Genomic DNA, 25,944 nt, shown 5'->3' on the forward strand with positions numbered 1-25,944 from the left:
TTCCGCTTTAAGACAGCGTTCACCATTCTCAAACAGCGGGGTTCCGCCATGGGCGAGAAGACGCCGAAATCCCTTGTTTTGCTGGGTCTCGCGGCGGCGGGCCTAGCTCAGGACCGTGTCGCAGACCCACCAGTCGGGGTGCGCCGCAGAGAGCATCCGCCCCGCGGTGCGCGCCGCCTCCTGGGTGGGGAAGAGCGCAAAGCAGCTGGCGCCCGAGCCCGACATCCGGGCCAGCAGGCAGAGCGGCAGCGCGCCCAGGGCCGAGAGCGCGGCGCCGATGGCCGGCTCCAGCGCCATCGCCGGGCCTTCCAGGTCATTGCGCAGGCTCGACAGGTAGAGCGCGGCCTCCTCTGGATCTCTCAGCCGCTCGGGCAGGGGGCCCATTTCGGGATTGTCGCGCGTTTCCAGCTGCTTGAAGACAGCGGGCGTGGCGACGGGGCGGCCGGGGTTGACCAGCAGGGCGGGCAGCGGGGGCAGGGTGGTGACAGGCGAGACGTGCTCGCCAACCCCCTGCATCCGGGCCGCGCGCGGGGTGAGGCAGACCGGCACATCGGCGCCGAGCTGCTCGGTCCCCTTGGGGATCGGCGTGCCGAGCGCCGCGATCCCGCGCAGCACCGCGGCGGCATCGGAAGAGCCACCGCCGATGCCCGCTTCGCTTGGCAGATGCTTCTCCAGGTGGATCGCCACGGGGGTGCCTGCGAAACGGGCGGCCTTCAGGCAGAGGTTGCTTTCGTCGGTCGGCACGCCTGCGGCGCGGGGGCCGCTGACGGTCAGGGACCACTCCCCGGCGGGGGTGACCTGCACCCGGTCGCCGATATCGGCGAAGACCACCAGCGAATCGAGCAGGTGGTAACCATCGTCGCGCCGGCCGGTCACATGCAGCGCAAGGTTCACCTTGGCCGGGGCCAGCAGGGGCTTTGCCTCAGGGTCTGTCATGGGGGCTCCGTCGCGGCTCAGCCGCCATCGGAGGCGAGCTGTTCCGTGCTCTTGTGCTCGTCCGAGAGCACGGCGTCCAGCCCGACCTGCAGCTTGCGGCGAATGCGGGCGGCCTCTGCCTCTTCGGGATCGAAGGACAGTGCGCGGGTCCACTGGAACTGCGCCTCGCGCTGGCGGCCGACCATCCAGAAGGCATCGCCAAGGTGGTCATTGACCACCGGATCGACCGGCATCAGCTCTGCGGCGCGTTCCATGTGCTCGACGGCTTCGTCGAAGCGCTCCAGCTGGAAGAGCGCCCAGCCCAGGCTGTCGACGAAATAGCCCGAGGTCGGGTCGATATCGACCGCCTTCTGGATCATCGCCAGCGCATCATCCAGATCCTCGCGCTTCTCGACCATCGAGTAGCCCAGGTAGTTCAGCAGGTTCGGCTGATCGGGGTTGAGCGACAGCGCGGCGAGAAAGTCGCGCTTGGCCTCGGGCCAGCTGCCAAGGCGTTCCTGGCTCATGCCACGGGCATAGAGGACGAACCACTTCGAGGGGTCGTCGTCGCCATAGAGATTGAGCGCCGCGTCATAGGCGCGGACGGCTTCCAAGTGCATGCCCTGCCAGCGGTAGTGATCCCCGCGCGAGGCCTGCACCTTGGGCAGTTCGGGATAGGTCTCTGCCAGCTGGTCCAGCACCTCCAGCGCCGCATCGGGGCGCTGCGCGGCGCGCAGGGCGGCGGCGCGGCCCAGCTCGGCCAGGTAGAAGGCCGGGTCGTCGCGGGGCACCTTGCGATAGGCGCGGGTGGCCAGCTCGGGGCGGCCCAGATCCTCGAGAAGCTCGCCGGTCAGCAGGATGGCGTCGACGTGGTCGGGCCGCAGGGCGGTGGCGACGCGGGCATAGAGCAGTGTATAGGCCTCACTGGCTTCCTGCTCGAGCGCGGCGGCGACGGAGTAGAAGACCTCGGCCACGCCGTCGCGGACCGAGCGGACATGGCTGTAGGGCAGGGTCTCTCCGGCCTGCAGGCGGTCGCGGAGGGCGGCGATCTCTTCGCCCGGATCACTGCCGAAGATATTGGCGAGCAGCGTCAGCGCCTCGTCGTTGCGGTCCAGCTGCGACAGCGCCTCGACGCGCGAGAGCACGGCGCGGCGGGTCATCTGCACCGGGCGGTCGTCCTCGGAGGCATAAAGCGCCTCTGCGCCCTCGTAATCGCCCACATAGGCCAGGGCCTGGGCCTTGTGGTAACGGGCGAAACGGCCAAGTCCGGGCTCGGCGCCGACCTCGTCGAAACGGGTCAGCGCGGCGCTCATGTCGCCCTGGCCCAGCAGGGTCCAGGCCGCCAGCAGCCCGTCGACCAGCGGGCCGATGCCGCGCGCCTCGTCGAGCCGGGTCATTACCGCATCGTAATCCTCTCGGGTCAGCTCGTCGGCCAGCAGCGCCATGTTGGCGACCTGGCTGTCGGCGCCCAGCTCTTCCAGCCGTGCGGCGGCACCGGCGGCGCTTTCCACCGCCCCGGCCGAGACCTGGGCCATGACCAGGCCGTCCAGCAGTCGCGGTTCACGCGGGGAATCGCCCAGGGCGCGCATGTAGTAATGCACCGCCGCGTCGAAGTCGTTGGCCATCCGCGCCTGGCGCGCGGCCAGGTAATTGCCGGCGAAATCTGCCGCCAGCACAGGCAGCGGCAGCAGCGCGGCAAGCGCAAAAGCGGAAAGCGATACGAGCGTCTTGGCGGTCATCGCGGGGCCCTTCTTTACAGTCGTCGGACCAGACTAGGCGGCGCGGGTTTCTAAAGCAATGAGGGGCGCCCGGTGGACGCCCCTCCTCGCGGAAAAGTTCCCGCCGAGTTTACATATTGGGATAGTTGGGCCCGTCGCCGCCCTGGGGCGTGGTCCAGTTGATGTTCTGGGACGGGTCCTTGATATCGCAGGTCTTGCAGTGGACGCAGTTCTGGAAGTTGATCTGGAACCGCTTCTCGTCGCCTTCGCCCACGTACTCGTATACGCCTGCGGGGCAGTAGCGCGCCGCCGGGCCGTCATAGGTGGGCAGGTTGACCTTCAGCGGGATCTCGGGATCGGCCAGCTTCAGGTGGCAGGGCTGGCTTTCCTCGTGATTGGTCGCCGCGAAGGCCACGTTGGTCAGCCGGTCGAAGCTCAGCTTGCCGTCGGGCTTGGGGTAGTCGATGGGCTTGTGCTTCGCGGCGGGCTCGGTCGCGTCGGCGTCGTTCTTGCCGTGGCCGAGGGTGCCCAGCAGTGAGAAGCCGAAGGTGTTGGTCCACATGTCCATGCCACCAAGCGCCAGCGAGGCGGTCAGGCCGTACTTCGACCACAGGGGCTTCACGTTGCGGACCTTCTTCAGGTCCTTGCCGATGGCGCCCTTGCGCACCTCGGTCTCGTAGTCGGTCAGCTCGTCGCCGGAACGACCCGCCTGCAGCGCCGCATAGGCGGCCTCTGCCGCCGCCTTGCCCGAGAGCATGGCGTTGTGGTTGCCCTTGATGCGCGGCAGGTTGACCATGCCGACCGAGCAGCCCAGCAGGGCCGCGCCGGGGACGGTCATCTTGGGCATCGACTGGTAGCCGCCCTCGGTAATCGCCCGCGCGCCATAGGCCACGCGCTTGCCGCCCTCCAGCAGGTCCTTGACCATGGGATGGTGCTTGAAACGCTGGAATTCCATGTAGGGATAGAGGTGCGGGTTCTTGTAGTTCAGGTGCACCACGAAGCCCACGTAGACCTGGTTGTTTTCCAGGTGGTAGATGAACGACCCGCCGCCCGCGTTGGAGTTCAGCGGCCAGCCCATGGTGTGGGTCACCGAGCCTTCGCGGTGCTTGGCCGGGTCGATCTCCCAGATCTCTTTCATGCCCAGGCCGAACTTCTGCGGCTCATGGCCCTTGGACAGCTCGTACTTGCCGATCAGCTCTTTCGCCAGGCTGCCGCGCACGCCTTCGGCGATGAAGACATACTTGCCGTGCAGCTCCATGCCGGGCTCGTAACCGGGCCCTTCCGAGCCATCGGCCTCGCGGCCGAATTCACCGGCGACGACGCCCTTCACCACGTCGCCCTCGTAGATCAGCTGAGAGCAGGACATGCCGGGGAAGACCTCGACGCCCAGCTCTTCGGCCTGTTCGGCCATCCAGCGGCAGACATTGCCCATCGAGACGATGTAATTGCCGTGGTTGTTCATCAGCGGCGGCATGGGGAAATTGGGCACGCGGATCTCGCCCGCCTCGCCCAGCAGGTAGAAGTTGTCGTCCTTCACCGGCGTGTTCAGCGGTGCGCCCTTGGCCTTCCAGTCGGGGATCAGCGCGTCCAGGCCCGAGGGGTCCAGCACGGCGCCCGACAGGATATGCGCGCCCACTTCCGAGCCCTTCTCGAGCACGACCACTTCGAGGTCGGCATCAAGCTGTTTCAGGCGGATGGCAGCAGACAGACCGGCGGGACCCGCCCCGACGATCACGACGTCGTATTCCATCTTCTCGCGTTGCGTCTCGGACATGTTGGGTTCCCCGTCGGCGTGGCTAGGCAATATTGTTTCGCATCGATATCGCTTCGCACCCCGTAGGGTCAATTGCAACGATACGTCAGACCATTGGTCCGGCATTTGCGACTTTTCAGTCCCGGCCTGGGCTGTCTCCCAGCAGATAGCGCGGGCCGGGGCCGTTGCCGCCGGCGCGGTCGCCCGGATTGTAGAGCGAGCAGCGCTCAAGCGACAGGCAGCCGCAGCCGATGCAGCCATCCAGGTCGTTGCGCAGCTTCTCAAGCTGGGCGATGCGGCGGTCGAGGTCGGCGCGGTAGTGCTCGGAGAGCCGCCGCCAGTCCCCCGCAGTCGGCGTCCGCCCCTTGGGCAGGCGCACCAGCTGGGCGCGGATCTCGGCGATCGAGGCGCCGAGCCCCTGGGCGATCATGATGAAGGACAGCCGCCGGATATCCGCCCGCTCGAAGCGGCGCTGCCCGCTGTCATTGCGCCAGGGGGTGATCAGCCCCTCGCTCTCGTAGTAGCGGATCGCCGAGACCGCGAGGCCGGTGCGCCCGGCTATCTCGCCGATGGTCAGGCCGTCCTTTCGCAGGGGTCTTCGCAAAGTCTTGTTCGCGCTCATTTCTTTCTCCTTGCCCTAAAGCAAGGTTGAGGCCCGAGACTGGGTCAAGTCAAGCAACGAACAAGGACGATGGACATGATCCGCCTCGAACACGCCAATATCACCGTCAACAACCCCGAAGCCACGGCCGCCTGGCTCTGCGACGTCTTCGGCTGGAAGATCCGCTGGCAGGGCGCCGGCATGCAGACCGGCCGCACCGTCCACGTCGGCGGAGAGGACAGCTATATCGCGCTCTTCACCTTCGACGGCCCCAATGCGCCGCCCGCCGCCCGCTATCGCACCCAGGCCAGCCTGAACCATCTGGCAGTCTTCACCGACGAGGATATCTCCGAGGTCGAGGCGCGCGTCGCCAAGGCCGGTTTCGAGCCGATCAACCATGGCGACTACGCGCCGGGGCGGCGTTTCTACTTCCTCGATCACGACGGTATCGAATGGGAGGTGGCCTCTCATCAGGCCTGAGCTGATCGCCGCCGCGGCTGTCGCAAATCGCTTGCAAATGACCTCGGCATTGGGTCAGGTATCCGGAACGATGAGAAAAAGTGGAAGGGGCCCCGGCGGCCCCTTTCTACGTGCCGTGGAGGGCAGAATGGAAAAGATACCGATGACCCGCACAGGCTACCAGAAGCTGGAAGCCGAGCTGAAGCAACTCAAGTCCGTCGAGCGCCCCTCGGTGATCCGGGCGATTGCCGAGGCACGCGAGCACGGGGACCTGTCGGAAAACGCCGAATACCATTCCGCGCGTGAGAAGCAGAGCTTCATCGAGGGCCGCATCAAGGAGCTGGAAGGCGTGATCGGCCTGGCGGATGTGATCGACCCGAAGACCCTGTCGGGCTCGATCAAGTTCGGCGCCAAGGTGACGCTGGTCGACGAGGACACCGACGAAGAGAAGACCTGGCAGATTGTCGGCGAGCAGGAGGCGAATATCGAAGCCGGTCTGCTGAACATCAAATCTCCGATCGCCCGTGCATTGATTGGCAAGGAAGAGGGCGATTCCGTCGAAGTCCGCACGCCGGGTGGTGAAAAGTCTTACGAAGTCCTGAAAATCGTTTACGAATAATGTGAACGAGGAAGCGCGGGCCAGCCGCGCTCGACGAAGGCGCGGGACTTTTGAGCAGATTGAATGACAACGGTGGCTCCGCTGCGGCGGGGTCCCGGACCAGGGCCGGGACGGACCGTCCAAGCCAGGCGCGAACAGGACCCCTGCCGGGAAACCCGCAGGGAAAGATCCTGGTCCCGGCGGGCGAGGCGCGGCTGGCTTACCGGCTGGACGGGTTCGAGGTCGAGAAGACCGGACCGAAGCGCAAGACCCCGGAGACGGGGCGGCGTGACCGAAGCAAGGTGCGGAACGCGGGGATGAGTGACAGCCAGCAGAGCAAGCCGACCCTGGTAGGGGCCTATGACAGCGCCCGCAGCCCCGGCATGACCGCCGCCGAGGCGGTGGCGCTGATTGTCAGCCTGCTCTGGCTGCTCGGCGCCGCGGTCTATTTCCTCTTTCTCTACGAAAGCTCGGGTGAGGGCGGCAGCCGCTCGCTGCACCTGGTTCTGACCGTCTTCGCGGTGCTGATGCCGGTGGTGATGGTCTGGGTGGCCGCCATGGCCGCGCGCTCGGCCCGCGTGATGCGCGAGGAAAGCGCCCGGCTGCGCACCGCCATCGACGCCATCCGCCAGGCCTATGTGAACCAGAACCAGAAGGGCGGCGACAGCACCATCGCCCGCAAGCTGGACGAGATCGCCGTGGCGCAGCGCAAGACCGAGACGGCGCTGCTGACCTTCACCTCGATCCGCGAACACTCGGTGGCGCAAGAGCCGCGCGCCGCCGTGATCGCCCCGGCGCCCTCGCGCGAGGACGAGGGGCAGGAGGCGCTGCCGCTGGACACCCCGCCGGAACCCGCCGCGCCGCCGCTGCTGCGCGAGGATTTCATCCGGGCGCTGAACTTCCCCGAGACCGCCGAGGACGAGGAGGGTTTCACCGCCCTGCGCAAGGCGCTGAAAGACCGCCAGACCGCGCTGCTGATCCAGGCGGCGCAGGACGTGCTGACCCTGCTCAGCCAGGACGGCATCTACATGGACGACCTGCGCCCCGACATGGTCCGCCCCGAGATCTGGCGCCGTTTTGCCGCTGGCGAACGCGGACGTCAGATCGCCGCGCTCGGCGGTATCCGCGACCGCTCGTCTCTGGCGCTGGCGGCGGGCCGCATGAAGCAGGACCCGATCTTCCGCGACGCCGGCCACCACTTCCTGCGGCGCTTCGACAAGATGTTGCTGGAATTCGAGAAGACCGCCTCGGACCAGGAAATCCAGGATCTGGCCGAGACCCGCACCGCGCGGGCCTTCATGCTTCTGGGGCGGGTCGCCGGGATCTTCGACTGAAGTCCCGGCAGGGGTCTTGGTGAGGGGCCTCGGTCGTGCGGCCTCAGTTGAGGCGGGCGACCACGTAGGCGGCCAGATCCGAAAGCAGATCGCGGATCTCGCTTTCGGGCAGCGCCTGCAGGGCCGCGCGTGCCTTGGCGGACCATTCTAGGGCCGTCTGGCGGGTGCTCTCGAGGGTGCCGTGCTTCTCGAAGAGCGCCAGCGCCTGCTCCAGATCCCCCTCTTGCTGCTTGCCGCGCCCGATGGTGCGGTGCCAGAAGGCGTGCTCTTCCTCGTCGGCGGCCGCGATGGCGCGGATCACCGGCAGGGTCAGCTTGCGCTCGCGGAAATCGTCGCCGACGTTCTTGCCGGTGGCGCTGCTGTCGCCCTGGTAGTCGAGCAGGTCGTCGGCCATCTGGAAGGCGATGCCAAGCGCGTCGCCATAGGTGAAAAGCGCCTGCACATGGTCATCGGGCGCGCCTGCCAGCACTGCGCCAGACTCGGTCGCCGCCGAGAAGAGCGCCGCGGTCTTGCCGCGCACGATGGTGATATAGGTCTCTTCCGTGGTGGTCAGATCCTGCGCCGCCGAAAGCTGCAGCACCTCGCCCTCGGCGATGGTGGTGGCGGCGGACGAGAGGATGTCGAGCACCCGCATGTTGCCGGGTTCGACCATCATCTGGAAGGCGCGGGCGAAGAGGTAATCCCCGACCAGAACGGAAGACTGGTTGTCCCACAGCAGGTTGGCCGTCGGGCGACCGCGCCGCTGCTCGCTTTCGTCGACCACGTCGTCATGCAGCAGGGTGGCAGTGTGGATGAACTCGACCGTGGCGGCCAGGTGGACGTGATAGGGGCCGTCATAGCCGCAGAGCCGTGCCGCCGCGAGGGTCAGCATGGGGCGCAGGCGCTTGCCGCCCGCATCCACCAGATGCGCCGTGACCTGCGGAATACGCGGTGCGTAGCGGCTTTCCATCCGTTCCCGGATCAGCTGACCCGTGGCCTCGAGCTCTGCCTGCAGAACTTTGGCCAGGGCATCATGGGGTTTGGCTGTGACTTGATCCAACCCGGCTCTCCCGTAATGAGTGGTCGGGCCTCGCCGACCGAAGGAACTGGAAATCCCGGCGGGGTTTGGCTAGTGCTGAGCTCATGAGAGAGCTTCTTCGCAGTAACGATCCCACCCGCCTAGCCTTCGCCAAGGCCCTTCTTCAGGGGGAGGATATAGACTGCTTTGAAATGGACGTAAACATGAGCGTTCTCGAAGGTTCTATTGGAATTTTCCCCCGCCGCCTCATGGTCCGCGACGAAGATTTCGTGGAAGCAGAGGTGGTTATGCGGGACAACGGGTTGGCGGACGGCGCGTGAGCTGGCCGCTCAAGGCGCTGAGTGCCGACCGTTTTCTGGGCGGAAAGCTGGTGCTCCACCAACCGTTGAAAGGCTATCGCGCAGGGGTTGATCCGGTGCTGCTGGCAGCTTCGGTGCCGGCGCGTCCGGGCGAAAGCCTTCTGGATCTGGGCTGTGGCGCGGGGGCGGCGGCGCTCTGTGCCGGGCGTCGGGTGCCGGGCCTGCGGCTGGCGGGCCTCGAGCGCCAGGACAGCTATGCCGAGCTGGCCCGGCGCAATGCCCTGGCCAACGGGCTGGAGATGGCGGTCTACCAGGGCGATCTTTCGGCCATGCCCGAGGCGCTGCGCCAGGCGCAATTCGATCACGTGATCGCCAATCCTCCGTACTTCCGCCGCGATGCCTCGACCCGCGCGCCGCAGCCCGAACGCGAGGGCGCCATGGGAGAGGACACGCCGCTGGAAATCTGGGTCGATGCCGCCGCCCGGCGCTGCAAGCCCGGCGGCTTCGTCACCTTCATCCACCGCGCCGAGCGTCTGCCCGAGCTCATGGGCGCCTTTGCCGCCCGGCTGGGCTCGCTGGAGCTGAAGCCGCTGCTGCCCCGGCCCGGACGCGAGAGCCAGCTGTGCCTGCTGCGCGGGCGCAAGAACGGTCGTGCCGCCTTCCGGCTGCATGCGGGTCTGCTGCTGCATGCGCCCCCGGCCCATGTCTCGGACCGCGACGACTACACGTCAGAGGCGAGTCGCATCCTGCGCGGCGGAGAGCCCCTCATCTTCGGGTGACAAAGTGGTAAACGCGGTGTTTGCCAGAAAGGGATCGGCGGATTCACGCCCGTTTTTCCCGGAATATCCCTGTAAATTCCAGCATATTTACGCCCGGTAAACCTCTGGCTTGGCAATCTGCCCGGACGAACGTGACAGAATTGCGAAAGTGTGCTGCACTGATGGCACCGCAACACAGAGAGGAGTCCCCTGATGAGCTTGTCTTCCCACGTCGAAGAGCTGAAGAAGAAACACGCCTCCCTCTCGGCGGCCGTGGACGAGGCGCAGCGCGCGCCGGGCGTCTCCGACCTCGAGATCACTTCGCTGAAGAAGCAGAAGCTGAGACTGAAGGAAGAAATCAACCGATTGGCCGAGATGCACTAGGCGCCGGTCAACGGGAATGCATGATCTGACCCCGCGGGCGCCGCGCGGCGACGACGGCGCAGACTATGGGACAATCGTCCGGTATTAGCCGGGCCAGACGGGCGGCAGGGGAACCTGTCGCCCGTATCCTTTGCACAGCCGTATCCTGTGCGCAGCCACCCCGGTGGGCGGACAGCAAAACGCCGGGGCAGGGCCCCGGCGTTTCTGTCTCAAGTCTCTGATGTCAGACGAAGAACTGGCCGCCATTGGCCGAGATCGTCGAGCCGTTGAGGAAGGCTGCGTCCTCGTCCGCCAAGAAGCGCACGCAGCGTGCGATCTCTTCCGGCTCGCCCAGGCGACCCGTGGGGATCTGGGCGATGATGCTGTCGCGCACCTTCTCGGGCACGGCCATGACCATCTCGGTGGCGATATAGCCGGGGCAGATCGCATTGGCGGTGATGCCGTAGCGCGCGCCCTCCTGGGCCAGGCTCTTCACGATGCCCAGATCGCCGGCCTTGGTGGCGGCGTAATTGGCCTGGGCGAACTGCCCCTTCTGGCCATTGATCGAAGAGATCACGATGACCCGGCCGAACTTGCGCTCACGCATGCCGGGCCAGATCGGGTGGATGGTGTTGAAGACGCCGGTCAGATTGGTGCCGATCACCTCGTTCCACTGCTCGGGTGTCATCTTGTGGAAGGGCGCGTCGCGGGTGATGCCGGCATTGGCCACCACGGTGTCGATGGGGCCAAGCTCTGCCTCGACCTTCTCGATCCCCGCCTTGCTCTCGTCATAGGAGGCGACGTTCCACTTGTAGGTGTGAATGCCGGTCTCTGCGGTGAATGCCGCCGCGGCCTCCTCGTTCCCGGCGAATGTCGCGGCTACCTGGTAGCCCGCCGCCTTCAATTCCTTTGAAATGGACGCACCGATTCCTCGGGTGCCCCCCGTGACCAAAGCTGTTCTAGCCATGTCTGTCCTCCGCCGCTACTACGCAACCTTGTTACATAAGTGGATGCGTTTGAGCAATAATCGTTCTCACTGAAATTTCCATCTTGCGACGCTTTGCAGCGTTTTTCCGCCTAAGGCGTTGACGGAATTGAATAAGGCGCCCGAAGGCGCCTCATTCTCTTTTGCTCAGGGGCGTTCCACGCACATGGCGACGCCCATACCTCCGCCGATGCAAAGCGTGGCGAGGCCCTTCTTCGCCCCGCGCCGTTTCATCTCGAAGAGCAGGGTGTTCAGGACCCGGCAGCCGGAGGCGCCGATCGGGTGGCCGATGGCGATGGCGCCACCGTTCACGTTCACGATCGACGGGTCCCAGCCCATGTCCTTGTTGACCGCGCAGGCCTGGGCGGCGAAGGCCTCGTTCGCCTCGACCAGGTCCAGGTCGGTGGCCTTCCAGCCGGCCTTCTCCAGCGCCTTCTTCGAGGCGTGGATGGGGCCGACGCCCATGATCGACGGGTCGAGTCCGGCGGTGGCGTAAGAGACGATGCGCGCCAGCGGCTCGATACCGCGCTTCTCGGCATCCTCGGCGCTCATCAGCAGCACTGCCGCGGCGCCATCGTTGAGGCCTGAGGCATTTGCCGCGGTCACGGAGCCGTCCTTGGCGAAGGCCGGACGCAGCTTCTGCATGGCTTCCAGGGTGGCGCCATGGCGGATGTATTCGTCCTGGTCGACCACGGTCTCGCCCTTGCGGGTCTTGACGGTGTAGGCGACGATCTCGTCGACGAACTTGCCGGCCTTCTGGGCGGCCTCGGCCTTGTTCTGCGATGCGACGGCAAATTCGTCCTGCTGCTCGCGCGAGATCTGCCACTGGTTGGCGACATTCTCGGCGGTCTGGCCCATGTGGTAGCCGTTGAAGGCATCCCAGAGGCCGTCGCGGATCATCGAGTCGATATAGGACATGTCGCCCATCTTCTGGCCGTTGCGCAGGTTGGCCACGTGGGGAGACATCGACATGTTCTCCTGGCCGCCGGCGGCGACCACTGCGGCGTCACCCAGCATGATGTGCTGCGCGCCAAGCGCCACGGCGCGCAGGCCCGAGCCGCAGACCTGGTTGATGCCCCAGGCGGCGGATTCGATCGGCAGCCCGGCGTTCACATGTGCCTGGCGCGCCGGGTTCTGGCCCTGGCCCGCGGTCAGCACCTGGCCCAGGATGGTCTCGGAGACCTCGGATTTGTCGATGCCCGCGCGGGCGACGATCTCGGCCAGCACGGCGGCGCCAAGATCATGCGCCGGGACATTGGCAAAAGATCCGAGGAAAGATCCGACGGGCGTCCGGGCCGCGGATGCGATTACGACATTGGTCATGTAGGTCCTCCACCTGTCGGGGCAGCAGCCGCCCCCTAAGGACTGGATAACGCGAATGCCCTAACGTCTCAATGGCCCTGCGTGACGCAGGGGGCGGGGGGTGGCGAGCGCCCGCCTGTGTGACTTTCAGGTGCCGCGACCTTGGTCGCAGGTGCCTAGCCGGGCGCCGATTGCCAGGGGGGATGGATCGTCGGCGCACCGAAGAAGAAGCCCTGCAGGTATTCGACGCCGTTGTCGGCCAGCCAGGCCGCGTCCTGAGAGGTTTCGACGGCCTCGGCGACGGTGAACATGTCCAGCTGCCGCGCGATGACCAGCAGCGCCTGGGTCAGGACCTGGTTGTCGGGGTTGCCGGCGATGCCACGGGTGAACATCGCGTCGATCTTCAGGATGTCGAAGAAGAAGTCCTTCAGGTAGCGGAAGGACGTATGTCCCGCGCCGAAATCATCCAGCGCGAAGGACACCCCCTGCGCCTGCATGTCGCGCATGAAGCAGGTCACGAGCTCTGGGATAACCATCGCAGAATGCTCGGTTATTTCGAGGATCAGGCGTTCGCCGGCGGTGGGGTCGCGGGCCAGGCCGCGCTCAAGCGTGCGGGTCCAGCGCGGATAGCCGACAGAGCGCGCCGACATGTTGACCGCGATCCGCAGCTGGGGCTGCTCGGAGAGGGTCCGCAGGCCCATGTCCAGCGCGGCGCAGTCGATGAGCCGGCCGAGCTCGGTCCCCTCGATGGCGGGGATGAAATCACGGGCGGGGATCATGCGGCCGGTGGGATCGAAAACGCGGATCAGCCCTTCGTGGAAGGCGACCTGGTCCGAGCCTGCGCGCAGCACGGGCTGATAGGCCAGGGCGATATCGCCGTCCTCCAGCGCCTGCGCCACCATCGAGATCGTGTCTGACTCCCGCGAGGTGACCGCCCAGGTCAGCGGATCTTCCATCCCGGCGGGGATGTCTTCCCATTTCACCTTGCCTCTGCCCATGGCATCCTGATTCCTGACCGGGTCTCCTTTTGGCGGAGGCTGTCTCAAGAAGGGGTTAAGCCGTGAATTTTCCCGAACCAAGCCGCTGCCCCTGGGCGGGCGCCGAGCCGATCTACCGCGCCTACCACGACGAGGAATGGGGCGTGCCCGAACGCGACAGCCGCGCGCTTTGGGAAAAGCTGATCCTCGACGGATTCCAGGCCGGGCTGAGCTGGATCACCATATTGAAAAAGCGCGATAATTTCCGCACCGCCTTCGAGGGGTTCGACCCCCATGCCGTGGCGGGTTGGGGCCCCGATAAGGTCGAGGCGCTGCTGCAGGATCCGGGCATCATCCGCCACCGGGGCAAGATCGAGGCCACCATCGGCAATGCCCGCGCCTGGGCCGAGATCGAGGCCCGCGAAGGCTTCGACCAGTACCTCTGGCGCTATGTCGACGGCGTGGCCCTGCAACCGCGCTACACCACTCAGGCCGAGGTCCCGCCCAGCACCAAGCTCTCGGAGCAGGTGTCGAAGGACCTGAAACGGGAAGGCTTCCGCTTCGTCGGGCCCACCATCGTCTATGCCTTCATGGAGGCCTGCGGGCTGGTCAACGACCACCTGACCGGCTGCCATTGCCACGACCGCGTGGCGGCGATGAAGGCGGGCTGAGCGGCGCGCGCGGTGCTGTTTCACGGCTTTCGGCGAATCGGCTGGAGTCTGGTCGGGTTAACAAGGGTTTGGCGGCGAAATTGCCTGTCGGTATCGCGTCGGTACAACGTCGGTATCACGTCGGTATTCTTGCGGTGCGGCGCCCCGGTTAACGGGCCGTGCGGAGGGTCGCGGCGCTGGCGCTCACCGATATCAGCCTGCGGCTGATGCCTCCGGCGGCAGTATTTTTGGCCGTCGGATAGAGGCAGGAGCTCTCTGTTCCCATCCGATGGCTGAAAATACTGCGGGGGGATCCGCGCAGCGGATGGGGGCAGAGCCCCCGCCTTGCCCTCGGCACCCGACAGGGCCAGACTGGCGGCGAACAGGCCTTCTCAAGATAGCTGTTGCTCAATATAATGAGCGCCAAGAACAGGGGGCGCGCGTGCGAATCCCGTGCCCCGGTCCATCATTCATCCGGCCAGCGCAGGTGCCCTTGGGGCGCCTTGGCCCCGAACCTGACAGGGAACCCCATGAACGAGATCTCGAACTCTCTGGTCGCGGCCGATGTCGCCCATTCGATGCACCCCTATACCAACATGCGCGCCCATGAGGCCAATGGTCCGATGATCATCACGCGGGGCGAGGGGGTTCATGTCTACGACGACAAGGGCAAGGAGTATATCGAGGGCATGGCGGGCCTCTGGTCGGTCGCCGTGGGTTTCTCGGAAACCCGCCTGAAGGACGCCGCCATGAAGCAGATGGAGGCGCTGCCCTATTACCACACCTTCGCCCACAAGGCGCATGAGCCCTCGATCCGCCTGGCCGAGAAGCTGGCCGAGATGACCCCCGAGGGGCTCGACCGCTGCTTCTTCACCAATTCGGGCTCCGAAGCCAATGATACCGTGATCAAGATGGTCTGGTACATGAACAACGCCCTCGGCCGCCCCGAGAAGAAGAAGTTCATCGCCCGCAACAAGGCCTATCACGGCATCACCATCGCCTCTGGCTCGCTGACCGGCCTGCCGGGCAACCACCGCGATTTCGACCTGCCGGCGATCCCGGTCACCCATGTGACCACGCCGCATTACTGGCGCTTCGCCGAAGAGGGCGAATCCGAGGCCGATTTCTGCGCCCGCCTGCTGAAGGAGATCGAGGATACCATCCTGGCCGAGGGCCCCGAGACCGTGGCCGCCTTCATCGGCGAGCCGGTCATGGGTGCCGGTGGTGTCATGGTGCCGCCCGAGGGCTACTGGGAAGGCGTCGCCGCCATCTGCAAGAAACACGATATCCTGCTGGTTGCCGACGAGGTGATCTGTGGGTTCGGCCGTTGCGGCGCCACCTTCGCCTGCGAGAAATTCGGCTTCACCCCGGATATCCTGGTGCTGTCGAAGCAGATCAGCTCGTCCTACATGCCGCTGGCGGCGATCATGGTGACCGACGCGGTCTATGACGCCATTGCCGACAACTCGGCCAAGATCGGCACCTTCGGCCATGGCTTCACCGGCTCGGGCCACCCCGTCGCCACCGCCGTGGGGCTGGAGAACCTGAAGATCATCGAAGAGAAGGGCCTGGTGGCCAATGCGGCCGCCCTGGAAGAGGCCTTCATCGGCGGCCTGCACGCCGCCTTCGACGATCACCCGCTGGTCGGCGAGGTGCGCGGCACCGGGCTGATCGCCGGGATCGAGCTGGTGGCCGCCAAGACCGCCGCCTCGGCCTTCGATCCGGCCGCCAAGGTCGGTGCCAAATGCGCCGATTTCGCCGCTGAGGAAGGGCTGATCAGCCGTGCCGTGGGCGATGTCATGGCGCTTTGCCCGCCGCTGATCATCACCGAGGCCCAGATCAACCAGATCATCGAGCGCATGGGCCGTGCCCTGGACCGCACCCTGGATTGGGCCAAGGCCGAAGGGCTGGTCTGAGCCCCTCGCGCAGCGGATGAAGTTCAGCGCGCCGTCCCTCGGGGCGGCGCGTTTTGCTTTCTCGTGGCCGGGCTTCGGGCTGACCTGCGGGCGGCCATGGTGGGCGGCCAGTGCGGGCGGGCAGGGCGCGCGGTGCGGTGGCCGCAGTTTACTTCGCCGGGCACTCTGGCCAATTTGTCGCCCGAGAGCCGCAGGACAGATAAGGGCAAGAGGCAGAGCATGGGGATTGAAGCGGGAATCGACTGGGCCGATGCCTTCGACAACATGGGGCATGTGCCCGAGGCGGCGGCGCTGATCGCCCAGGGGGCCGAGGATGCGCAGGCCTTCCGCGAGGGGGCCGCGAACGCCTCTTTCGACCTGGCCTACGGGCCGGGGGCGCGGCAGAAGCTGGATCTCTTCCTGCCGGTGGGCAGGCCCAAGGGCCTGTCGGTCTTCCTGCATGGGGGCTACTGGCACAAGCTGTCGAAGGATCACTGGTCGCATATGGCCGCCGGGGCCCTGGCGCGGGGCTGGGCCATGGCCGTGCCCTCTTACACGCTGGCGCCCGAGGCGCGGATTTCCGACATGACGCGCGAGATGGCGCAGGCGGTGGCCTTCGCCGCCGCGCGGGTCGCGGGCCCCCTGCGCATCGCCGGCCATTCGGCGGGCGGCCAGCTGGCGCTGCGCATGGCCTGCAAGGGCGGGCCGCTGGCCCCCGAGGTGGCGGCGCGGCTCGTGCAGGTGGTCTCGATCTCGGGCCTGCATGACCTGCGGCCCCTGCGCCTGAGCCCGCTCAACGAGGTGCTGCGCCTGGACGAGGCCGAGGCCCGCGCCGAGAGCCCCGCGCTCTGCGAGCCCGTCGAGGGCGTGAAGGTCACGCTTTGGGTCGGGGGCGACGAGCGGCCCGAGTTCCTGCGACAGGCGGGCCTGATGTCCGAGGCCTGGGGTGGCACCCCGCGCCGGGTGATCGAGAATGGCCGGCACCACTTCGATGTGGTCGAGGGCCTGGCCGCCCCGGCCTCGCCGCTTGTCGAGGCCTTCCTGGGCTAGGCTTTGGATCCGGCGCAGGTTTTGCCTTGCAAGCCGGGCCATTGCCCGGTTTGATCTGCCCCGACAAGAGAGGGGGCCGAAACGGCCCTCCGCCAACGGGGAGACAGAAATGAACCGCACCAAGCTGACCGCAGCGCTGATGCTGAGCGCCGCCATGGCGCCCGCCGCCCATGCCGAGACCCTGAAGATCGGTATCCTGACCACCACCTCCGGCCCGCCCGCCGTGCTGGGCGAGCATGCCCGCGACGGCGCCCTTCTGGCGGCCGAGCAGCTGGGCATGGTCGGCGGCATGGAGACCGAGATCATCGTCGTCGACGCCGAGGGCAAGCCCGATGTGGCCGCCCAGAAGGCCCGCGAGCTGGTCGAGCGGGACGGCGTGCAATTCGTCATCGGCCCGATCTTCTCGAATGTCATGGGCGCCATTGCCGGGCCCGTCACCGAGAGCGCCTTCCTGCTGTCTCCGAACGCCGGTCCCTCGGTCTTCGCCGGTGAGAACTGCCACCCGAACCTCTTCGGCGTGGCCTACCAGAACGACCAGATGCCCACCGTCCTGGCCAAGCACATGAACGACACCGGCGTGGCCGATGCCTTCATCCTGGCGCCCAACTACCAGGCCGGCAAGGACAGCCTGAACGGCTTCAAGTCGGTCTTCGAGGGCACCGTCACCTCCGAGCTCTACGTGCCGCTGGGCCAGCTCGACTACCAGGCCGAACTGGCGCAGATCGCCGCGCTGCAGCCCTCGGCAGTCTATGCCTTCCTGCCGGGCGGCATGGGCGTGAACTTCGTCAAGCAGTACGACCAGGCCGGGCTGAAGGGCATTCCGCTGCTCACCGCCTTCACCGTCGACGAGACCACCCTGCCCGCAGAGCAGGACGCGGCGCTTGGCATGCTGTCGGGCGTCAACTGGTCGCCCTCGCTTGACGTGCCCGCCTCCAAGGAGTTCGTCGCGGCCTTCGAGACCAAGTACGACTATGTCCCGGCGCTTTACGCTGCCGGTGGCTACGATTCGATGATGCTGATCGACAGTGCCGTGAAGGCCGTGGGCAACGTGACCGACATGGACGCCCTGCGCAGCGCGCTGGAAGCGGCGGACTTCTCCTCCGTGCGTGGCGAGTTCAGCTTCTCGTCCAACCACTTCCCGGTGCAGAACTTCTACCTGGCCGAGGCGGTGAAGCGCGAGGATGGCAAATACGCCACCCAGATCGTCGAGACGGTCTACGAAGACTATGCCGACGCCTATGTCGACCAGTGCAAGATGTAACCATCCCTGAGGGGATGAACGGGGGCCGGGTCTGACCCGGCCCCTTCGTTTTCGGAGACCACCCGTGTTCAATCTCTTCCTGTTGCAGCTCTTGAACGGCGCGCAATTCGGTATCCTGCTGTTCCTTGTCGCCGCCGGGCTGACGCTGGTTTTCGGGATCATGGATTTCATCAACCTGGCGCATGGGGTGCTCTACATGGTGGGGGCCTACCTGATGGCCACCTTCGCGGGCATGACGGGCAATTACTGGCTGGGGCTGATGCTGGCGCTTCCGGCCACGCTGATCTTCGGGCTGGTGCTGGAATTCCTCGTTTTCCGAAGGCTTTACGACCGATCACACCTGGACCAGGTGCTGGCGACCTTCGGGCTGATCCTGATGCTGAGCGAAGGGGTGCGCATCCTCTGGGGCTCGGCGCCGCTGAATGTCGAGATGCCGGAGCTGCTGTCGGGGTCGGTGCCGCTGGCCGGGCCGCTGAAGTACCCGGTCTACCGCATCGCGGTGATCGCGGCGGGGCTGGCCAGCGCGGTGGGTCTCTGGGCGCTGATCAACCACACCCGCGCGGGCATGCTGCTGCGGGCGGGCGCCTCGAACCGGCCCATGGTGGCGGCGCTGGGCGTCGATATCTCGCGGCTCTTCATGCTGGTCTTCGCCGGTGGTGCCATGCTGGCGGGCTTTGCCGGCGCCATCGTCGCGCCGATCCTCTCGGTCGATCCCGGCATGGGAGAGAGCATCCTGATCCTGACCTTCGTGGTCATCGTCATCGGCGGGGTGGGCTCGATCCGGGGGGCCTTCCTGGCGGCGATCCTGGTGGGGGTCGTGGACACCGTGGGCCGCACCTTCGGGCCGATCTGGCTGCGCATGGTGATGGACCCCTCCGCCGCCGCCCAGACCGGGCGCATGCTGGCGCCGATGCTGGTCTACCTGCTGATGGCGGCCGTTCTGTTCTACTCGCCCACGGGTCTCTTCGGCCGGAGGGGCGCGAAATGAGCCGCTTCGCCCCCCAAATTGCACCGCGCCTGAAAGCCGCCCTGGCGATCCTTGTGCTGATGGCCCTGGTGCCCGTCGCGGCCCATGCCATCGGCGACCCGTTCCTGAGCGTCATTGCCAACCGCATGCTGGTCTTCGCCATCGCCGCGCTCTCGCTCGACCTGATCCTGGGCTATGGCGCGATGGTCAGCTTCGGCCATGCCGCCTACCTGGGCTTCGGCGCCTATGCGGTGGCCTTGGGCGCGCGCTGGGGCGTGACCGACCTGCTGGCGCAGATCCTGCTGGGCATGGTCTTTTCCGCCGCGTTCGCGCTGGTGACCGGGGCGATTTCGCTGCGCACGCGGGGGGTCTATTTCATCATGATCACCCTGGCCTTCGCGCAGATGGCCTATTTCTTCTTCGTCTCGCAGGGCTCGCTCGGCGGCGATGACGGCGTGGCGCTGCAGGGGCGCTCGACCCTGCTGGGGCTGTCGCTGGACGGTGACGTGACGCTTTACTACGTGACGCTGGGCGCGCTGGCGCTGGTCTATGCCGGGCTCTACCGGCTGACAGGGTCGCGCTTCGGGCGGGTGCTGAAGGGCACGCGCGAGAACAGCCTGCGGATGCAGGCCATGGGCTACAGGCCCTTCCCCTACCAGCTGGTGGCCTATGTGATCGCCGGCTGCCTGTGCTCTGTCGCCGGGGTGCTGCTGGCCAACCTGACCGAATATGTCTCTCCGGCCTACATGGGCTGGCACCGTTCGGGCGAGATGATCGTGATGCTGGTCTTCGGCGGCATCGGCACGCTGACCGGCGCCATGGCGGGCGCCCTGGTGGCCGTCGGGCTGGAAGAGGTCCTGGCCGCCTTCTCGGAACACTGGCGCCTGGGCTTCGGGCTGGCGCTGGTGCTGGTCGTGCTCTTCTCGCCCGAGGGGCTGACCGGGCTGGCCAAGCGGCTGGGGATCGGAGGCAAGCATGGCTGAGCTGCTGGAGATCCGCGACCTGCGTAAGAATTTCGGTGCCCTGGCGGTGACCGACGGGGTTTCCCTGTCGGTCGGAGAGGGGGAGCTGCATGCCATCATTGGCCCCAATGGTGCCGGCAAGACGACGCTGATCGCCCAGCTCTCGGGGCAGCTTGCGCCCGACGGCGGGCAGGTGCTTTACGGCGGAGAGGACATCACCCATCTGGACATGGCCGCGCGGGTGCGGCGCGGGCTGGCGCGCAGCTTCCAGATCACCGCGCTTCTGCCCGGCATGACGGTGCTCGAGAACGTGGCGCTGGCGGTGCAGGCGCGCTCGGGCTCTTCCTTCCGCTTCTGGCGCGATGCGGGGGGCGAAGAGATCACCAATGCCCAGGCCCGCGCCGCGCTCGAGGAGGTCGGGCTGGCCGACCGCGCGGCTGTGCTGGCCTCGGCGCTGTCCCATGGCGAGCAGCGCCAGCTGGAGCTGGCGGTGGCGCTGGCCACCAAGCCCCGGCTTCTGCTGCTGGACGAGCCGCTGGCGGGCACCGGCGGGCAGGAGGCCGAACGGCTCATCGCCCTGATGCAACGTCTGAAATCGCGGCTGACCATCGTGCTTATCGAACATGACATGGATGCGGTCTTCCAGCTGGCCGACCGGATCTCGGTGCTGGTCTATGGCGCCATCGCGGCCACAGGCACGCCCGAGGCCGTGCGCGCCGATCCCGCCGTCCGTGCCGCCTACCTGGGGGAGGACGCCTGATGCTGAGGATCGACTCCCTTGAGGCCGGCTATGGCGCGGCGCAGGTGCTTTTCGGGGTGAACCTGGAGGTCGCGGCGGGCGAGGTCGTGACGCTCATGGGCCGTAACGGCATGGGCAAGACCACCACCGTCTCGACGCTCTTCGGGCTCTTGCCCGTGCGCGCGGGGCGGATCGAGATCGACGGCCGGGACATGACGCGGGCGGGGTCCCATGCCCGCGCGCGCGCCGGACTGGGGCTGGTGCCCGAGGGGCGGCAGGTCTTTCCCAACCTCACGGTGGAAGAGAACCTGGTGGCCACGGCGCGGCGCGGCGGTCCGTGGAACCTCGGGGCCATCTGGGCGCTCTTTCCCCGCCTCGAGGAACGGCGGCGCAACATGGGCGATCAGCTTTCGGGCGGCGAGCAGCAGATGCTGGCCGTGGGGCGGGCGCTGATGACCAACCCGCGGCTGGTGGTGCTGGACGAGGCGACAGAGGGGCTGGCGCCGCTGATCCGAGACGAGATCTGGTCCTGCCTGACCCGTATCCGCGACGAGGGCGCGGCGATCCTGGTGATCGACAAGAACGCCGATGCGCTGAGCCGCTTTGCCGACCGGCACTACGTGCTGGAAAAGGGGCAGGTGGTCTGGACCGGCAGCAATGCCGATCTTCTGGCCGATGCGGGTGGAGTGAAGGACCGCTTCCTGCACGTGTGAGCCTCGGGAGGCGGGGTGAACCCCGCCCCACGGACCTGCCCCGCTGGGAGCGGGGGCGCAGGGTGGGAGATATCCCGGCATCGCCGACACCACAGCCCGCCTTCGCCGCTTGCACCTGTCCCTTGTCCGTCGCAATCTGGGTCCGCAAGATCACGCGAAAGGACCGTCATGACCACGCCGCTCATCATCCAGCTCCGCTGCAAACCGGGCACGACCTACGCGGTGGCCAATGCGATCCTGCTGCGCGAGTTCCACTCGGAGCTCTATTCCACCTCCGGAGACTTCGACCTGCTGCTGAAGGTCTACCCGCCCGAGGATGCGGACATCGGCTATTTCGTCGATGAATGCTTCAAGGGCATCGAGGGGATCGAGCGGACCCTGACCACGCTGACCTTCAAGGCGTTCTGAGCGGGGCAGGGGCCTTGAGAGGTGGGATAGCTACCACCCTGGGCCGCTTGCGAGGCCCGCTCTGATATGAGCGCAGGGTGGGACGCCTGCCGCCTTTCAGCGCACGCCGGTGGCCAGGGGCCTGAGTCGGGGCGGTTGGCCTAGGCCTCTTGCCAGTCCAGTTTCTCGAGGTTCTCGCGGAAGGCGAAGCGGACCAGGTGGTCCTCGATGATATGCTTGGCGCGGTCCAGGCCCTCGTCGCTTTCGGCGCTGACCTGCATGTGCAGCCCCGTCGCGTCGGCGCGCAGTTCGGCCGGGCCGGGGGGCAGGGCGGCGCGGCCCTCGGTTTCGGTGTAGTTGACCTCGATCTTGTGGGCGAAGTGCTTCAGCAGTTGCTGCAGGTACTTGGACCCCTGGTCCGTCTCGAAGTGCGCCGTGGCGGTCTGCATGGCGGAAACCTTTCTCTGATTCTTTCACTAAGGTATGTCCTTGACCGGCTCCGGACAACCGGGTAGCCCCAAGGCCGACTTCGCCAGCCAACCCTCAGGGGCGCAGCCAGTGGTCCGAGAACGCAACCCGGAGACCCTAGATGCGCCTTTTCCACACCCCGATCCTGTCCGCCATCGCCGCCGCGGCGCTGTCCGCCGCTGCCGCCCATGCCGAGCCGGCGAGCCTTGCCACCGTTGACGGCCCTCTCGAGCTGCCCGCCGCGCCCCGGACCATCGTCGCCTTCGAGATGGCGGCCGTCGACACGCTCGCGGCCCTGGGCCATGCGCCCGCCGGTGTGCCCGAGCCGCTCTATGTCGCCGATATCGCCGCCCAGGTGCCGGATGCCACGCCCGCTGGCAGCCTTTTCGAGCCCGACTTCGAGACCGTCGCCGCCATGCAGCCCGATCTGGTCATCGTCGGTGCGCGCTCGCTGAAGCAGAAAGAGGCGCTGTCGAAGATCGCCCCGGTCGCCAACATGTCCGTTGGCGCCGATGCGATCACCGACGGTCTGGCGCATCTGGAGGCCTATGGCGCCCTGCTGGGCGAAGAGGAGAAGGCCGCCGCGCTGACCTCCCGCATCGAGACCGCGCTGGCCGAGGCCAAGGCCGCCGTCGCCGAGAAGGGCGGCAAGGCGCTGATCCTGCTGACCAACGGCCCGAAGATCTCGACCTATGGGGCCGGGTCGCGCTTCGGCTGGCTGCACGGCGCACTGGACTGGCCCGAGGCCTCCGAGGGCATCGAGGCGGCAACCCATGGCGAGGCCGTCTCGTTCGAGTTCGTCGCCGATGTGAACCCCGATACGCTGATCGTCATCGACCGTGGCACCGCCGTGAACCCCGATGCGCAGAGCGGCAGGGTCACGCTGGACAACCCGCTGGTGCATAACACCAAGGCCTGGAAAGAGGGCCGCGTGCTCTTCCTCTCGGCGCCCGAGATCTACATCTCGAGCGGCGGTGCGGGCTCGATGCTGACGACCCTGACCGAGATCAGCGACGGGCTGGCGGAGTAAATCCCCTGAAACGTCCTGCGATCCCGCTCGCTCTCGCGGCCCTGGCATTGCTGGGGCCGCTCGCCGTTCTGTCGCTCTTCATCGGCGCGGTGCCGGTCAGCCTGGGTGGCTTCCTGCATGACCCCGAGGGGCAGCAGCTGCTGCTGGTCAGCCGTATTCCGCGGACCCTGGCGGCCATTCTGGCCGGGGCCGCGCTGGCGGTCTCGGGGCAGATCATGCAGATCCTTGCACGCAACCGCTTCGTCGAGCCGATGACCGCGGGGGCGGGGCAATCGGCGGCCATGGGCATCCTGATCGCCGCCATGCTGTTCCCGGCCACTGCCATCTGGGCCAAGATGTCGATTGCCGCGCTGACCACGCTGGCGGGCTCGCTGGGCCTGTTGCTGATCCTGCGCCCGCTGCCGCCCACCCTGCCGCTGCTGGTGCCGCTGGTGGCGCTGATCTACGGCGGGCTGATCGACGGGCTGGTCACCTTCATCGCCTTCCAGGCCGACATGCTGCAATACGTGGGCACCTGGATGACCGGAGAGCTGTCCGGCGTCCTGGCGGGCCGCTACGAGCTGCTCTGGCTGGCCGGGGGCGCTGCCGCCGCCTGCTGGATCATCGCCGACCGGCTGACGGTGATGAGCCTTGGCGAGGACGCGGCGCGGGGGCTGGGGCTGAACACCAAGCTGGTCACCGGCGCGGGGTTGGTGGCGGTGTCGATCACCACGGCGATGGTCGTGGTCACCCTGGGCGCCATCCCCTTCGTCGGCCTGATCGTGCCGAATATCGTCGCCCGCCGCATGGGCGACAACCTGCGCCGCGCCATCCCGGTCACCGCCCTTTCGGGTGCGGTCCTGGTGCTTGGCACCGATATCCTGGGGCGGGTGCTGCGCGCGCCCTACGAGATCCCGGTCTCGACCCTGGTGGGCCTGCTGGGCGCGGCGGTCTTCCTCTATCTGCTCTACCGGGAGCCCGCCCGTGCTGCATAGACGACTTCTGTGGCTTCTGCTGGCGCTGGTGCTGGCCTGCGCGGTCTACATGACCTTTGCCGCCAAGGGCTCCTGGAGCTTCCTGCTGCCCTTCCGGGGGCAGAAGCTGGCGGCGCTGGTGCTGGTCGGGGCGAGCCTGTCGGTGGCCACGGTGCTGTTCCAGACCATCACCGGCAACCGCATCCTGACGCCCTCGATCATGGGCTTCGATCAGCTCTTCATCATGATCCAGACGGTGCTGGTCTTCATGATGGGCTCGGCCGACTACGTGGGCTTGCCGGCGCTGTTGCTGTTCGCGCTGAACATCGGGCTGATGTCGGGGCTGGGGCTTGGCCTGTTCACCCTGCTGCGCCGGGGCGCGCGCGGAGAGATGATGCGGCTCGTGCTGACGGGGATCATCTTCGGGGTCTTCCTGCGCTCGGCCACGGGCTTCGTGCAGCGCATGATCGACCCGGTCGAGTTTTCGGTGGTCACCGTGGTCACCTATGCGCGTTTCAACACCGTCGACGGCCTGTTGCTGGTGCTGGCCACCCTGGTCACCCTGCCGGCGCTCTGGGCCGCCTGGCGGATGCGGGCGCGGCTGGATGTGCTGGGGCTGGGCGAGACCGTCGCCCTGGGCCTGGGCGAGCCGCCCCGGCGCAGCCAGTCGGCGGTGCTGGTGCTGATCTGTACGCTGGTGGCCTCGGCCACGGCGCTGGTCGGGCCCATGGCCGCCTTCTTCGGCCTCATCGTCAGCGCGCTGGCCCATGTCATCACCCCGACCGAGCGTCATGCCATCCTGCTGCCCTCTGCCGCGCTGACCGGGGCGGTGGTGCTGGTGGGTGGCCAGACCCTGCTGGAGCGCGTCCTGGGCCTTGCCACGCCGATCTCGGTGGTGGTCGAGGCGGTCGGCGGCGCGCTCTTCCTCTTCCTGCTGCTGAAACGGAGGCGCGCATGATCCGCGTTGACCAGGTCTCGCACCAGATCGGCGGGGCGCCGATCCTGCATGACATCTCGCTGGAGATCCCCAAGGGCGGCATCACCGCGCTGATCGGTCCCAACGGGGCGGGCAAGTCCACCCTGCTGTCGCTGATGGCCCGGCTGCAGGTGCTGCGGCAGGGAGAGATCCACATCGACGACATGCAGATCGGCAAGGTCAGTGACCGCGTGCTGGCGCGGCACCTGGCGATCATGGCCCAGAGCACCCATGTCTCGGCCCGGCTGCGCGTCGAGGAGCTGGTGGCCTTCGGGCGCTACCCCTGGCACCGGGGCCGCCCCGGCCCCGAGGACCACGCCCTGGTGGAGGCCGCCATCGCGCGGTTCGGCCTTGGCCCCATGCGCGCACGCTTCCTGGACGAGATCTCGGGCGGGCAGCGCCAGCGGGCCTTCGTTGCCATGGCCTTCGCCCAGGACACCGATTACCTGCTGCTGGACGAGCCGCTGAACAACCTCGACATCGCCGGGGCCCGCAGCCTGATGCGGCTGCTCAGGCAGATGGCGGACGAGGACGGCAAGACCGTGGTCATCGTGCTGCACGACATCAACTATGCCGCCCGTTTCGCCGATCGCATCGTCGCCCTGCACGAGGGCCGCGTGGCGGCGCAGGGGCCTGCGGCGGAGGTGGTGACGGATGCGCTGCTGCGCGATGTCTTCGGCACCGACGCGGAGGTTTCGGTGATCGACGGCCAGCCGGTGGTGCTGGTCTGACAGGCGCCCGGCGCGCGCATCCGGGCCGGGGTGGGGCGGTCTTCGGAATATAGTTGACTGTATTACTCAGCTATCGTAGGCC

28 protein-coding genes are annotated in these 25,944 nt (G+C 67.1%); 19 read left to right on the forward strand and 9 right to left on the reverse strand.

Translation table 11 applies throughout. From position 1 onward, the window contains the following. Nucleotides 1-102: 102 nt before the first annotated feature. From CRO50_RS09155 to soxR, 4 genes are all read right to left on the reverse strand, one after another. On the reverse strand, nt 103-936 hold the full coding sequence (locus CRO50_RS09155; protein WP_097145601.1) for a 4-(cytidine 5'-diphospho)-2-C-methyl-D-erythritol kinase: 834 nt from the start codon (nt 934-936) through the stop codon (nt 103-105). A 17-nt stretch (nt 937-953) separates the two neighbouring features. Beyond that, nucleotides 954-2,654 carry a tetratricopeptide repeat protein gene (locus tag CRO50_RS09160; RefSeq protein ID WP_097145602.1) on the reverse strand — a complete coding sequence of 567 codons (1,701 nt, stop codon included), beginning with the start codon at nt 2,652-2,654 and terminating at the stop codon, nt 954-956. A 109-nt stretch (nt 2,655-2,763) separates the two neighbouring features. Further along, the gene (locus CRO50_RS09165; RefSeq protein ID WP_097145603.1) at nt 2,764-4,407 is read right to left on the reverse strand and encodes an electron transfer flavoprotein-ubiquinone oxidoreductase; all 1,644 of its coding nucleotides are present in this window, start codon (nt 4,405-4,407) and stop codon (nt 2,764-2,766) included. Between the two features lie 115 nt (nt 4,408-4,522). Next, nucleotides 4,523-5,008 (reverse strand): redox-sensitive transcriptional activator SoxR, encoded by a 486-nt coding sequence (soxR, locus tag CRO50_RS09170; RefSeq protein ID WP_097145604.1) that lies wholly within the window; start codon nt 5,006-5,008, stop codon nt 4,523-4,525. Between the two features lie 75 nt (nt 5,009-5,083). On the opposite strand from soxR, the gene CRO50_RS09175 reads away from it, so the two are divergent. From CRO50_RS09175 to CRO50_RS09185, 3 genes are all read left to right on the forward strand, one after another. Continuing rightward, nucleotides 5,084-5,467 (forward strand): VOC family protein, encoded by a 384-nt coding sequence (locus tag CRO50_RS09175; RefSeq protein WP_179747244.1) that lies wholly within the window; start codon nt 5,084-5,086, stop codon nt 5,465-5,467. 127 nt (nt 5,468-5,594) lie between these two features. Further along, nucleotides 5,595-6,065 carry a transcription elongation factor GreA gene (greA, locus tag CRO50_RS09180; RefSeq protein WP_097145606.1) on the forward strand — a complete coding sequence of 157 codons (471 nt, stop codon included), beginning with the start codon at nt 5,595-5,597 and terminating at the stop codon, nt 6,063-6,065. A 296-nt stretch (nt 6,066-6,361) separates the two neighbouring features. Then, complete coding sequence (locus CRO50_RS09185) at nt 6,362-7,378, forward strand: hypothetical protein (protein WP_097145607.1); 1,017 nt, start codon at nt 6,362-6,364, stop codon at nt 7,376-7,378. A gap of 43 nt (nt 7,379-7,421) precedes the next feature. On the opposite strand, the gene CRO50_RS09190 is transcribed toward CRO50_RS09185, so the two are convergent. Then, on the reverse strand, nt 7,422-8,417 hold the full coding sequence (locus tag CRO50_RS09190) for a polyprenyl synthetase family protein (protein ID WP_179747245.1): 996 nt from the start codon (nt 8,415-8,417) through the stop codon (nt 7,422-7,424). 83 nt (nt 8,418-8,500) lie between these two features. On the opposite strand from CRO50_RS09190, the gene CRO50_RS09195 reads away from it, so the two are divergent. The 3 genes from CRO50_RS09195 to CRO50_RS09205 all read left to right on the forward strand — a co-directional run bounded on the left by CRO50_RS09195 (nt 8,501) and on the right by CRO50_RS09205 (nt 9,837). After that, nucleotides 8,501-8,716 (forward strand): putative signal transducing protein, encoded by a 216-nt coding sequence (locus tag CRO50_RS09195; RefSeq protein WP_097145894.1) that lies wholly within the window; start codon nt 8,501-8,503, stop codon nt 8,714-8,716. Further along, nucleotides 8,713-9,474 carry a tRNA1(Val) (adenine(37)-N6)-methyltransferase gene (locus CRO50_RS09200; protein WP_097145609.1) on the forward strand — a complete coding sequence of 254 codons (762 nt, stop codon included), beginning with the start codon at nt 8,713-8,715 and terminating at the stop codon, nt 9,472-9,474. Before CRO50_RS09195 ends, CRO50_RS09200 begins: the two co-directional genes overlap by 4 nt. Nucleotides 9,475-9,666: 192 nt before the next feature. Next, complete coding sequence (locus CRO50_RS09205; protein WP_097145610.1) at nt 9,667-9,837, forward strand: YdcH family protein; 171 nt, start codon at nt 9,667-9,669, stop codon at nt 9,835-9,837. 223 nt (nt 9,838-10,060) lie between these two features. Here the strand turns inward: CRO50_RS09205 and phbB are convergent, their stop codons facing one another. The 3 genes from phbB to CRO50_RS09220 form a co-directional block, all read right to left on the reverse strand. Then, nucleotides 10,061-10,783 carry an acetoacetyl-CoA reductase gene (gene phbB, locus CRO50_RS09210; protein ID WP_097145611.1) on the reverse strand — a complete coding sequence of 241 codons (723 nt, stop codon included), beginning with the start codon at nt 10,781-10,783 and terminating at the stop codon, nt 10,061-10,063. Nucleotides 10,784-10,948: 165 nt separating this feature from the next. After that, on the reverse strand, nt 10,949-12,124 hold the full coding sequence (locus tag CRO50_RS09215; protein ID WP_097145612.1) for an acetyl-CoA C-acetyltransferase: 1,176 nt from the start codon (nt 12,122-12,124) through the stop codon (nt 10,949-10,951). A 155-nt stretch (nt 12,125-12,279) separates the two neighbouring features. Beyond that, entirely contained in the window at nt 12,280-13,101 is an 822-nt protein-coding gene (locus CRO50_RS09220) for an EAL domain-containing protein (RefSeq protein ID WP_232617656.1), read from the reverse strand. Between the two features lie 62 nt (nt 13,102-13,163). Between CRO50_RS09220 and CRO50_RS09225 the strand changes: the two genes are divergently transcribed. The 9 genes from CRO50_RS09225 (at nt 13,164) to CRO50_RS09265 (ending at nt 21,725) form a co-directional block, all read left to right on the forward strand. Next, entirely contained in the window at nt 13,164-13,751 is a 588-nt protein-coding gene (locus tag CRO50_RS09225; RefSeq protein ID WP_097145613.1) for a DNA-3-methyladenine glycosylase I, read from the forward strand. Nucleotides 13,752-14,260: 509 nt separating this feature from the next. Beyond that, entirely contained in the window at nt 14,261-15,646 is a 1,386-nt protein-coding gene (locus CRO50_RS09230) for an aspartate aminotransferase family protein (protein ID WP_097145614.1), read from the forward strand. Between the two features lie 219 nt (nt 15,647-15,865). After that, nucleotides 15,866-16,675: an alpha/beta hydrolase gene (locus CRO50_RS09235; RefSeq protein WP_097145615.1), complete on the forward strand. Its 810-nt coding sequence runs from the start codon at nt 15,866-15,868 to the stop codon at nt 16,673-16,675. A 109-nt stretch (nt 16,676-16,784) separates the two neighbouring features. Next, a complete protein-coding gene (locus CRO50_RS09240; protein WP_097145616.1) occupies nt 16,785-17,936 on the forward strand; it encodes an ABC transporter substrate-binding protein in 1,152 nt (383 codons plus the stop codon). 64 nt (nt 17,937-18,000) lie between these two features. Beyond that, the gene (locus CRO50_RS09245) at nt 18,001-18,924 is read left to right on the forward strand and encodes a branched-chain amino acid ABC transporter permease (RefSeq protein WP_097145617.1); all 924 of its coding nucleotides are present in this window, start codon (nt 18,001-18,003) and stop codon (nt 18,922-18,924) included. Continuing rightward, nucleotides 18,921-19,886 (forward strand): branched-chain amino acid ABC transporter permease, encoded by a 966-nt coding sequence (locus CRO50_RS09250; protein ID WP_097145618.1) that lies wholly within the window; start codon nt 18,921-18,923, stop codon nt 19,884-19,886. The genes CRO50_RS09245 and CRO50_RS09250 overlap by 4 nt, the downstream gene beginning before the upstream one ends. Further along, nucleotides 19,879-20,625, forward strand: coding sequence for an ABC transporter ATP-binding protein (locus CRO50_RS09255; protein WP_097145619.1), 747 nt, complete (start codon nt 19,879-19,881; stop codon nt 20,623-20,625). Before CRO50_RS09250 ends, CRO50_RS09255 begins: the two co-directional genes overlap by 8 nt. After that, the gene (locus tag CRO50_RS09260; RefSeq protein WP_097145620.1) at nt 20,625-21,317 is read left to right on the forward strand and encodes an ABC transporter ATP-binding protein; all 693 of its coding nucleotides are present in this window, start codon (nt 20,625-20,627) and stop codon (nt 21,315-21,317) included. Before CRO50_RS09255 ends, CRO50_RS09260 begins: the two co-directional genes overlap by 1 nt. A gap of 168 nt (nt 21,318-21,485) precedes the next feature. Then, nucleotides 21,486-21,725, forward strand: coding sequence for an Lrp/AsnC ligand binding domain-containing protein (locus tag CRO50_RS09265; RefSeq protein ID WP_097145621.1), 240 nt, complete (start codon nt 21,486-21,488; stop codon nt 21,723-21,725). A gap of 140 nt (nt 21,726-21,865) precedes the next feature. Here CRO50_RS09265 and CRO50_RS09270 read toward each other — a convergent pair whose 3' ends face one another. After that, nucleotides 21,866-22,153 (reverse strand): DUF2218 domain-containing protein, encoded by a 288-nt coding sequence (locus CRO50_RS09270; protein WP_097145622.1) that lies wholly within the window; start codon nt 22,151-22,153, stop codon nt 21,866-21,868. Between the two features lie 140 nt (nt 22,154-22,293). Between CRO50_RS09270 and CRO50_RS09275 the strand changes: the two genes are divergently transcribed. Genes CRO50_RS09275 through CRO50_RS09290 form a run of 4 tightly spaced genes read left to right on the forward strand, consistent with a single transcriptional unit; the run spans nt 22,294 to nt 25,862 of the window. Beyond that, complete coding sequence (locus CRO50_RS09275) at nt 22,294-23,202, forward strand: siderophore ABC transporter substrate-binding protein (RefSeq protein WP_097145623.1); 909 nt, start codon at nt 22,294-22,296, stop codon at nt 23,200-23,202. A gap of 47 nt (nt 23,203-23,249) precedes the next feature. Further along, the gene (locus tag CRO50_RS09280; protein ID WP_097145624.1) at nt 23,250-24,176 is read left to right on the forward strand and encodes an ABC transporter permease; all 927 of its coding nucleotides are present in this window, start codon (nt 23,250-23,252) and stop codon (nt 24,174-24,176) included. Next, on the forward strand, nt 24,166-25,113 hold the full coding sequence (locus tag CRO50_RS09285) for an iron chelate uptake ABC transporter family permease subunit (protein ID WP_097145625.1): 948 nt from the start codon (nt 24,166-24,168) through the stop codon (nt 25,111-25,113). Before CRO50_RS09280 ends, CRO50_RS09285 begins: the two co-directional genes overlap by 11 nt. Next, on the forward strand, nt 25,110-25,862 hold the full coding sequence (locus CRO50_RS09290) for an iron ABC transporter ATP-binding protein (protein ID WP_097145626.1): 753 nt from the start codon (nt 25,110-25,112) through the stop codon (nt 25,860-25,862). The genes CRO50_RS09285 and CRO50_RS09290 overlap by 4 nt, the downstream gene beginning before the upstream one ends. Nucleotides 25,863-25,944: the final 82 nt, after the last annotated feature.

Source organism: Pseudooceanicola antarcticus (genome assembly GCF_900215355.1).
In the GTDB taxonomy this organism is placed as follows: domain Bacteria; phylum Pseudomonadota; class Alphaproteobacteria; order Rhodobacterales; family Rhodobacteraceae; genus Pseudooceanicola; species Pseudooceanicola antarcticus.